Source organism: Chryseobacterium sp. SIMBA_029, from assembly GCF_046535275.1.
Taxonomy (GTDB): Bacteria; Bacteroidota; Bacteroidia; order Flavobacteriales; family Weeksellaceae; genus Chryseobacterium.
This window is the reverse complement of sequence record NZ_JAWRXA010000798.1, coordinates 1-240: the sequence shown is the minus strand read 5'-3', so window position 1 is coordinate 240 and position 240 is coordinate 1. Positions and strand designations below refer to the sequence as shown.

1 protein-coding gene is annotated in these 240 nt (G+C 68.8%); it reads left to right on the top strand.

Annotated features, from left to right (window positions below; translation table 11 throughout):
- Window positions 1–240: hypothetical protein (locus SB679_RS26110; protein ID WP_410705306.1), on the top strand; the 240-nt coding region annotated here is incomplete at both ends.

Genomic DNA, 240 nt, shown 5'->3' with positions numbered 1-240 from the left:
GCTTTGCCGCCGCTGGCGAGGCGACCCGGAATGCTGCCGCTTCGATCCGCGTCCTTCTTGCGACCGGCATGATGGCAGCCGGCGCGCTTGGCGCCTCACGCGATCCCTGGAAGGCCGTCCGCCATGTGGGCACGGCCCGCGAGGCGCTAATCGGATCATGGCTTTGCAACGCCTCGGACCCTTGGGACTGGCCGGTCGCCACGCATGTTCAGGACCCGCTCAGCCTGCGCATGATCGCAC